The 8,387-nt window shown below is 54.3% G+C and carries 7 protein-coding genes; 4 read left to right on the forward strand and 3 right to left on the reverse strand.

The features are described from left to right. Together RDV48_31355 and RDV48_31360 are read right to left on the reverse strand one after the other, a co-directional pair. A partial coding sequence (locus RDV48_31355) for a hypothetical protein (GenBank protein MDQ7827333.1) occupies window positions 1-1,572 on the reverse strand: 1,572 nt, incomplete at its 3' end. A 247-nt stretch (window positions 1,573-1,819) separates the two neighbouring features. Then, a complete protein-coding gene (locus RDV48_31360) occupies window positions 1,820-3,880 on the reverse strand; it encodes an HD-GYP domain-containing protein (protein MDQ7827334.1) in 2,061 nt (686 codons plus the stop codon). Between the two features lie 631 nt (window positions 3,881-4,511). On the opposite strand from RDV48_31360, the gene RDV48_31365 reads away from it, so the two are divergent. From RDV48_31365 to RDV48_31380, 4 genes are all read left to right on the forward strand, one after another. Continuing rightward, on the forward strand, window positions 4,512-5,093 hold the full coding sequence (locus RDV48_31365; GenBank protein MDQ7827335.1) for a hypothetical protein: 582 nt from the start codon (window positions 4,512-4,514) through the stop codon (window positions 5,091-5,093). Between the two features lie 550 nt (window positions 5,094-5,643). Further along, on the forward strand, window positions 5,644-6,396 hold the full coding sequence (locus tag RDV48_31370; protein ID MDQ7827336.1) for a Bax inhibitor-1/YccA family protein: 753 nt from the start codon (window positions 5,644-5,646) through the stop codon (window positions 6,394-6,396). Between the two features lie 155 nt (window positions 6,397-6,551). Further along, window positions 6,552-7,163 carry a hypothetical protein gene (locus tag RDV48_31375; protein ID MDQ7827337.1) on the forward strand — a complete coding sequence of 204 codons (612 nt, stop codon included), beginning with the start codon at window positions 6,552-6,554 and terminating at the stop codon, window positions 7,161-7,163. A gap of 20 nt (window positions 7,164-7,183) precedes the next feature. Then, complete coding sequence (locus tag RDV48_31380; protein ID MDQ7827338.1) at window positions 7,184-7,714, forward strand: hypothetical protein; 531 nt, start codon at window positions 7,184-7,186, stop codon at window positions 7,712-7,714. 6 nt (window positions 7,715-7,720) lie between these two features. On the opposite strand, the gene RDV48_31385 is transcribed toward RDV48_31380, so the two are convergent. Continuing rightward, the gene (locus RDV48_31385; protein ID MDQ7827339.1) at window positions 7,721-8,332 is read right to left on the reverse strand and encodes an HNH endonuclease; all 612 of its coding nucleotides are present in this window, start codon (window positions 8,330-8,332) and stop codon (window positions 7,721-7,723) included. Between the last annotated feature and the right edge of the window lie 55 nt (window positions 8,333-8,387).

The raw sequence follows: 8,387 nt of genomic DNA on the forward strand, positions 1-8,387 counted from the left end.
GGGAGTGGTGGTCTGCCCCTGCTGCGAACCCTGCGTCCCTGTCTGCGGGGAAGTAACCTGCCCCTGCTGAGGCTTCTGGCTCTCAGTCTGGGGAGTGGTGGTCTGCCCCTGCTGCGAACCCTGCGTCCCTGTCTGCGGGGAAGTAGCCTGCCCCTGCTGCACCTGGGCGTTGGGGACAAAACCTTCCAGGAAACTCTGGCTGCTGCCGGAAGTGCTCTTTTCCTGAAGCTGCGCATTGGCATATTGCGCCTGCGCAGCTTCAGTTGATGCTGACTGTGTCAGAGTAAAAGTGGACTTGGGCGTGAGGAGATCAGGCTTCGACTGCCCGGCTGATGGTGACTGGGTGGGAAGCGCTTCATCTGAGAGGTCCTGAGTGGCAGCGCCGCCCATTCCATCCTTCCGGTCGCCACTGCTTTCGCTTCCCGGAGAGGCTGCTTTTACCTGTTCATTCATTTGCTGCTGGGTGGCGGCAAGCTGTTCCGGCGTCATCTGCTGAAGGGCGCTCTGCATGAGGCTCGATGACTGCTGCTGTGAAAGCTGCTGTGTCGCCGTCTGGAGCAGATTTGTCCTCTGCTCGGGTGACATCTGCTGGAGAGTGCTCTGGAGGAAATTCTTGGTAAGCTCCGGTGTCATAACAGGGTTATTAAGCATCTGGGAAACCGCTGCCTGCTGCTCCGGCGACTGCCCGGGCATGGTCTGCTGCAGAGCAGACTGGAACATGGATTTTGCCTGGTCCTGCGTGGCAAGCTGCACAGCGGTACTCAGCAAGGCCCCTGTCTGCTCAGGCGACATTTTCCCTATGGATGACTGAAGCAGTGAGGTGAGCTGATCCTTTTTCATCTGGCTCACCTGGGACTGGAGCTGGCTCACAAGCTGCCGGGCTTCCTGCTGCTGGGGATTCTGCTGGAGAGAAGTGGAAGATGACTGGGTATTGGAAAGAGGGGAGTCCGGTATCGACGTGTCCGGCACATTCCCCGTGGTTTGAGCAGAAATGCCGGAGATCTCCTGTGCGGGCTGTGCTGCCTGTGCTGATTGTGTGGCCTGCGCGGCCTGTGCCGCCTGTTTCTGCGTTTCCTGCTGGGCTTTAGCAGCCGCCGCATCGGTCGCAGCATTCTGTGACGCATTATCGGCAAGCTTTTGAATTGTTTCTGACTGCTTCTGCAGGCGAGTCTCAAGGGAAGTATCAATCTTCTTGCCTGCTTCGGATTTGGCGGGATCCTGCACAGAAGATCCTGTGGAGCCCTCCTTGGATGTTATGGAATCCTGCAGTGACGTGCGGAAGTTGCCGGAATAGTCTTTTGAACCCGGCTTCTGCACATTGGCGTCAGTCTTGATCTCCCTGCTGAGGGACAGGGATTCCCTGGGTTTTATGCTTTCAGCAGTCTGCGTGGCATCGGGTCCTGTGATTCCAGGCTGAGTGGGTGAGCTGAAGGGAGAGACACTCTTGCTCTTGCTTACCGAAGAGCCTGCTGCTGAGGATGGAGAGCTTCCTGAAGTGCCTGATGATGAAGCACTTCCCTGGGAAGCGCTTGCAGGAGCACTGCTCGTGTTCCTTGATGGTGATGAACTCACGCTGCGAGTGGCTTGAATAGGTGCACTGCTCTGGCTGCCACCTGAGCTCCCGCCAGAGTCTCCTTCTGAATCTTTACTCAAAAGATCACCCCCAGATGTATCTGTGAATATTATATCAGTTTATCAGAAAAAAAAAATATGAATAATGGCTGAAAAATGTATGAAATAGTAACGGGTATGTTACAATTTTATACATTTTTGAAGCGTTTTCTCTCAGGCCTTATCAAAAGCCATGAAAATCGAGGGGTTATTCTTCTCTGGCTTTTTCATAGCGGGGGGTCACGAGGGCCAGGAAGGCATCAAGGAGGTAAGGGTCAAAGTGAGTGCCCCTTCCTTCCTCCAAGATTTTTCTCACCTTTTCCCATGGCATGCCCTTTTTATAGGGCCTGTCGGAAATAAGGGCGTCAAAGACATCTGAAATGGCAATTATCCTTGACGCTACGGGAATCTTCCTCCCTGAAATACCGTCAGGGTATCCCTTGCCGTCCCATCTCTCGTGATGGGCTCTCACTACAGGGCAAAGGAAGCGAAGTGAGGTGACGGGGTAGAGAATGTTCTCAGAGTATATGGGGTGCAACTTCATTATTTTGAACTCTTCATCGGTGAGGGCTCCTGGCTTGTAAAGGATCTCTCTCGGGATGCGGATTTTTCCTATGTCGTGAAGCGCCCCGGCCCACCGTAGATCCTTGCTCTCGAAGAAACTGGCAATTCCCTCGCGGTTCTTCGCAGGGAGTCTCGAGAGGAGGAAATCCATCTCGCCGATGTCTTTATAGAAACTCCCAAGACGGATCTGCTCCATGGTCTCTTCGTCCTGTATCCCGGTGCTGCCGGCAAGGTCAAGGGCAAGCTCCATGGTCCTGAGAGAATGGGAGAGGGTAAAGTCACCGCTTATCCGCATCATGGTGGCAAGGTAAGTGGCAAAGTATTCTTTCGTGAGATCCTTGGGCTGATGCCTTCTCTTGATAATGTCTTCAATGACAGATGCCACATAGCGCGAAGCCCTCAATGCCATTCGGAGGGGCATGAAAATGCTGAGCTCCATGTACATTATTATATTTTTCCTGAGCACGTTGAGGGGGACATATGGCATGGCAGGGGGAGCCTGGTTTTTCCCCATGGGCGTTGTTGACTCGGCATAGATCTGTGCAAAAAGAGGGAGCACCGCAGCCTGTAATGTTTCGAATCCTTCGGATTCGAGCATCTGTCTTGATCCCTGCCGTGAAAATCTCAGGTACCTCCCGGCGCTGCCGTAAGACGAGAAAAAAGCCGTGACCGCGATATGGTTGAAAGTCCTGGCAGCGGGTTTCATGGAAAATGAGGCACCTTGAAAATCCCACATCGGGAAATACCCTTCTTTGAACAACGATGAGGAAGGGTACCCCGTGATTTCCTGCTGGCGCGTTACCGCCTGAGGTGCGACAAGGGATGGTGCGGCAATTTCTCCTGCTTTATCAATTTCCATATGTTCATCAGCTTCTAGAATCCTGTCAGCTTCAATTTCCTCATCTGCATCAGCCTCTTCATAGGGCTTCTTTTGCTCCTCGTCGCGGGAGTGCTCTTTCCCGCCGTCACGATTTTTCCCTTCGCGCTTGCCGCCTTTTCCCCCGTCCTGGTCTTTTTTGTCACCCTGCTGACTGTCATCGTCAGTTTCCTGCGATTGAGCCGTTGAAGAGCGCTCCTGCATCTTTTTTGAATCCATAAGCCAGGGAAGGCGGTCATCATCTTCCTGCTGCGGCGTGTATCTCTCGCCTTTATAGGGGACCTTGGCCGCTTCCCTGGAAAGGGACGAGGAAGGTGCCTGGGGGGGGCCCTGAGGCACTCCTTTTTCATCCATCTTCAGGCCTGAATATTGAGGGCCCTGCTCGGTCTGAAGCTGGTACTGGGCTTGAGGCAATGTTCCTTCGGAGCCTGTTGCAGAGAGATATGATTTCCATATGAGCTTCAGTGAGTCCAGCAGCGAGTTCTGCGAAGCGGGCAGGAACTCAAAAGGCACCTCGGAAGCCATAAGGGGCGGAAAGAGCGATGAGGACGAGAGGGCCTGCTGGTGAAAGGTTCTCTGCATTGCCAGGAGGGTCTTTTCATGGGGGCTTTCATACTGCACGCCGGAGGCAAATTGCCCTGGGCTCTCCAAGCTCTCTGAAAAGAGAGTCTGGCCTTTCCCTGCGCCGGGGAGAAACTCCAGGGCTTCCATATGGGAGCCCTGACTTGCCGCATTCTTTGCCTGTTCCAGGAGTGGCTGCAGGGACACAGGGGCCTGCTGCGGTGCTTCCTTCAGATCCCTTGCTGCAGTGACAGCAGTGCCTTTCATAGTATCAGAAAGTTCAGCGCTGAGGGCGGGCTGATGAAGCACTTTCTCAAGCGGCTCGGAAAGCACAGAGGTTTTTTGCAGAGGATCCTGGATGAGAGGCATTTTCTGCATGGTTTCAGAGAGAGGTGAGAGGGCTTTCTGCAATGTGGGAAGGGCCTGGGTGACAGAATGAGAAACCTGAAGGCCTGCATCTGCATGGGGATCAGGAGATGGCAGGGCTGTCCTGCTCAGTGGCTGTGATATCTGCTGAACTGAATGTGAAAGGGACGGATGTGCAAGATTTTCAATGGCTGAAAAGCTCTGAAGGGTCATATGAGGGGCGGACACTTTACTGCCCTCAGGTGAAGTGAGCGACAAGGCATGAGGGTAAGGCTGAAGAGCCATCTGGATAGTTGTTCCCTGGCTCAGATCTGCTGACAATGTGAGCGACGGAGGCTTCATCAATTGGAGCGTAAGGCTTGGAGGAAAATTGAATGAAAGCGTTCCTGTATTTAAGGGGTCTGGAGTGAGAATATTAGAGGTCACCTTGAATGGCACAAGGGAAGGAGCCATTGTCAGGCTTTCCTGAGAAGGATTTATACGGAGCGCCTCATTGAAGAGGCTCGTCGAGGAGAGCTTGAGCGGTTGAGTGGTGAAAACATTCTGCAGCCCTGACAGCGTTAGGGGCTCGCTTGTGAATAACTGGGAAGTGAGTCTGAACGGTTGCGGAACGGGCAACGTTGAATCCGTGTTCCTGCTGAGAATCGCAGAGGTGCTCTCGGCCGTAAGGGGGACCGGCGGGAGCCTGAAGGTTGTGAAAGGCGATTGCTCTGATACCTGCCGGGAAATCTGTGAGGCTGTTGAGTCATTTCTATTCACCACTGTCGATGACGGCAAAGGCAATGTGGCTATATGCAATACCGGCGGGGAGGTCTTGAACGGTACCGGGAGCGTTCCCGGTGCAGCGGGCATCGTGGCAGCGCTTTTATGGGCGTCAGCAGCTGATGGGCTGCCCGGCGGCGCTGTAGTTACTCTGATAACGCCTCCCGCGGCAGGCAGGCTTATCAGTGTTCCTTGCGGCGGCATTGTCTTTGCCGTTATCGATCCAGAGCCTCCCGAAGCAATCTGTGATGATTTTTCCGCCGGCCCGCCCTGCCCGGTGTCTGCTTTTTTCTGGGTTTCGCCTGCTGTGGCAATCTGGAAGCTCCTGGCTGCCACAGCAGGGGGCTGGTAAGAAGGGGGCCGTTTTTCCCCCGCATTACTCTCGCGGGCAAGAGCGCCTGTGGAGGCGTCCCTGGCTGATGCTTTCTGTTCGGGCTTCAAAAGCGCTTCAGCATCAGTATGAAGCTCCCATATATTTTCATTTTTTGAGGTATCGGCAACGTCAATCCACGACTTCTTGAGTCTTGACGCGGTGCTGAAAGCAGGAGAGGCCTGCTTTTCCCCGGGGGAAGGCTCGTCGCTTTTCATCTCCTTCTTTTCACTGGAGATGGGCACATGAGAAAGATGCTTCCCTGTCTCTATAGGGGCAATATGAGCAGTGGTAAAATCAGGCTTGGGAATTTTTTCTTCCATGACCCCCCCGGTATTTCTTCTCGTGGAAGAAGAGTGCTTCCTTCTCCTTACATTATAAGCAGATATTGGCCGTGGGTCAATGCCGGGGCTTTCATTAAATCAGCCTGAAAGGCCTTAACCTTATAAGTGAAGGGCGAATATGAGGAAAAGGTATTTTGGTGAAATTCAAGAATCAGGAGAATGAAATCTCACGCAGGGATGGTGTTGCCATGGCAGTCAGATCAGGAAACCCGGCTCTCAACCAGAATACTTTCCTCAACCTTGCCCCCGCGGGGGAGCGCTCTGACGCGATGACCCTTCAGGGCACAGTGAATAAAACAGCCATATTGCTTCTGTTGCTCATGGCCACGTCTATTTATGTGTGGCAGATGTTTTTTTCCTCACGCTCCGTTGCGCTGGTGTATCCACTTATGATAGGAGGAGCCATCGGAGGATTCATATTTGCACTGCTGACGGCCTTTGTGAAAAACTGGGCGCCTGTCACCGCGCCAGTCTATGCCCTCCTGGAAGGCCTGTTGATTGGCGGCCTCTCTGCTCTTCTTGAGACTTCCTATCCTGGTATCGTAATTCAGGCTGTGGCCCTCACTTTTGCCACCATGGCATCCCTCCTTTTTATCTACAAAAGCGGCCTTATCAAGGTCACGGATCAATTCCGACTTGGTGTCGTTGCCGCTACGGGGGGGATCTGCCTGGTCTATCTCGCGACCATGATCCTTGGCTTTTTCAATATTTCCATTCCTTATATCCATTCAGGCGGACCGATAGGAATTCTCTTTTCGCTTTTTGTGGTGGTGATGGCTGCCCTTAACCTTGTTCTCGATTTTGATTTCATCGAGACCGGAGTCAAGCAGGGAGCGCCGAAATACATGGAATGGTACGGCGCTTTTGGCCTCATGGTGACGCTTGTATGGCTCTATGTGGAGATCCTGAGGCTGCTTACCAAGCTGAGGAGCAGGGATTAGGGAAATATGGCATGGCTCAGAGATTTATTTTGCGCCTCAAATTAACATGATATTAACACGGCAGTCCTTTTCTTGCCTCTCTCGATAAGTTACAATATATTAAGATCAACTATTGTATTCTTGATTGTCACTTCATGGAAAAAGGGGGGACACCCATGCAGATAGAGCCTTCCACGCAGCAGGCTGAGCTTGCCAGGGCCCGTGAGACCCTCAGAAAGGGAATGCCTGAGCTCTACCAGGCGAAACAGAAGGCCCAGGCCAATGTAGACAGGTTTGACAAGGAGCTTCAGGCCGCCGAGCAGGAGAGTGCCAAGGCAAAGGAAATGGCCGATTTCGCCAAGAAAAAGCTTGTACAGTATAAGGCGCTCACCTGGGCGACCATAGGCCTGGGAGCAGCAGTGACTGCAGCAGTGGCGTTCCTGTGCCTTCCCGCCATCACCATTCCCGCGCTGGGCACCACTTTTGCCGCATGCCATTTTTACAAGAAGAAGGAAGCCGCTGACGGCCTGGCATTCCATTCGGAGCACGGGTTCAGCGACATAAAGCAACAGATGATAGGGCTCCAGAAGCAGATGGCCCTCGAGGAACTGAAGAAGACCGACGGGAAGATCACCCAGATGGAAGGGAAGATAGCCGAGGTGGAAAAGATGGCACGCCTGGCCGGCAATATTGAGCCAGGTGAGAATGCAGGCCAGGGAGCCGGGCAGAAGGTAGTGGAAGAAGACGATATCGTCGATATCGGAGGAGTAAAGCTGCAGAAGAGCTGAATAGTGAAGGAGAGAGCCTCATGGCAGTGACGACATATGCTGTTGCCCGGAAAAAGCAATGGATGCCCATGGAGTGTGAAACCTGCGGCGCCTTTTATGACTGCCTGGTGGAGGCCACAGGCCAGGCAAGCGACGACATCCTGCCGGCCTCCAGAGATGAGCTGAGGGAGGGCGCGATGATGAACCTGGACGTTGCCCTCCAGAAGCAGGCTGCCGGTAACCCTTGCCCCCAGTGCGGCGCCTTTCCCCAGAGCCATGTGAACCGCGTGCTGGCCACGGCGGGCCGTCTTATCGTATGGGGGCTTTTCATAGTGCTCTTTATCGCTTTGGCTGTTCTGATTGCTGTAGTCGTTCCAAAGGCACCTGCAGGCATTGTATTTATTGTCATTCTTATCGTCTCCTTCATTGCCTCTCGGGTACTGGGCGGTTTTCTGGCGAATAGGGCTGATCCCAACAGTAACCTTGAGCGGAACCGCCAGGCAGCGAAGGATAAGATTGCGCGCGGGGCGATGCGTCTTCAGTCCACGCCAGATGACAGCAGGGATGGTTAGCTCCTTTCAGGCAATGGCCTTCAGCCCGGCACTCAATGCAATAATTTCTTTACCGTAGTGCCTTTCTGCCGCGAAGGAAGATGAAAGTGATGCGGTGGGGCGCAGTGCCCTGATGATGAGGTACCCCTCGTGGAGGCACCTGAGGTGGTGGGCCCTGCAGAGGGTAGTGAGGTTGCCCTCAGTCGTGGGGCCGCCCTGGGAGCGGTATTTGATGTGGTGGGCGTGGAGATTGCGCCTTGAGCGGCAGCCGGGGGCCTGGCACTGGTAATTATCCCGGGCAAGGGTGCGGTGGTGGATGTCCCGTTTTTCCGGGAGGTCCCAGGCGGCAAGGAAAGTATCAAGGAGCGCCTCCACGAAGAGGGTAAGCTGCTGACTGGCATCGACGGCCGTTTCTGGCCTGCCGGCGGCCCAGAGCCTCACGGCATGGTCCCAGAGAGGGATGAGGTCCCGTTTCAAAAAGAAGCGGATAAGGGCCCCCCTGTCCGGAGGGTTTGATCCGAAAGTCCCTTCTTTCGGGTGCTCTCCCGAGAAGATCGAGAGAATCCCGGGGAGATCGGGGTGCTCACCGCCCCCGGTGACCTGCCAGACTGTGACTTCACCTGAAAAGTGTCCCCCCACCTCGTGTGGTCGAGTAGGCGCCGGCCTCGCGGCCGGCGCCCCTCACAGAACCGTA

It is taken from the genome of Candidatus Eremiobacterota bacterium, from assembly GCA_031082125.1.
Classification (GTDB): domain Bacteria; phylum Vulcanimicrobiota; class CADAWZ01; order CADAWZ01; family Ess09-12; genus Ess09-12.